Origin of the sequence: Faecalibacterium faecis (genome assembly GCF_040096475.1) — a bacterium.
Classification (GTDB): Bacteria; Bacillota; Clostridia; order Oscillospirales; family Ruminococcaceae; genus Faecalibacterium; species Faecalibacterium taiwanense.
Genome location: NZ_JBBMEP010000055.1, coordinates 1 through 704, shown reverse-complemented (window position 1 = coordinate 704; position 704 = coordinate 1). Strand labels below are relative to the sequence as shown.

The 704-nt window shown below is 52.7% G+C and carries 1 rRNA gene; it reads left to right on the top strand.

Going from position 1 to position 704, the window contains the following annotated elements:
• Positions 1-704 (top strand): 16S ribosomal RNA (locus WMO17_RS13085); the annotation flags it as partial.

The window sequence follows — 704 nt, the reverse complement described above, 5'->3', positions numbered from 1 at the left end:
ACGATCGGTAGCCGGACTGAGAGGTTGAACGGCCACATTGGGACTGAGACACGGCCCAGACTCCTACGGGAGGCAGCAGTGGGGAATATTGCACAATGGGGGAAACCCTGATGCAGCGACGCCGCGTGGAGGAAGAAGGTCTTCGGATTGTAAACTCCTGTTGTTGGGGAAGATAATGACGGTACCCAACAAGGAAGTGACGGCTAACTACGTGCCAGCAGCCGCGGTAAAACGTAGGTCACAAGCGTTGTCCGGAATTACTGGGTGTAAAGGGAGCGCAGGCGGGAAGACAAGTTGGAAGTGAAATCTATGGGCTCAACCCATAAACTGCTTTCAAAACTGTTTTTCTTGAGTAGTGCAGAGGTAGGCGGAATTCCCGGTGTAGCGGTGGAATGCGTAGATATCGGGAGGAACACCAGTGGCGAAGGCGGCCTACTGGGCACCAACTGACGCTGAGGCTCGAAAGTGTGGGTAGCAAACAGGATTAGATACCCTGGTAGTCCACACCGTAAACGATGATTACTAGGTGTTGGAGGATTGACCCCTTCAGTGCCGCAGTTAACACAATAAGTAATCCACCTGGGGAGTACGACCGCAAGGTTGAAACTCAAAGGAATTGACGGGGGCCCGCACAAGCAGTGGAGTATGTGGTTTAATTCGACGCAACGCGAAGAACCTTACCAAGTCTTGACATCCCTTGACAG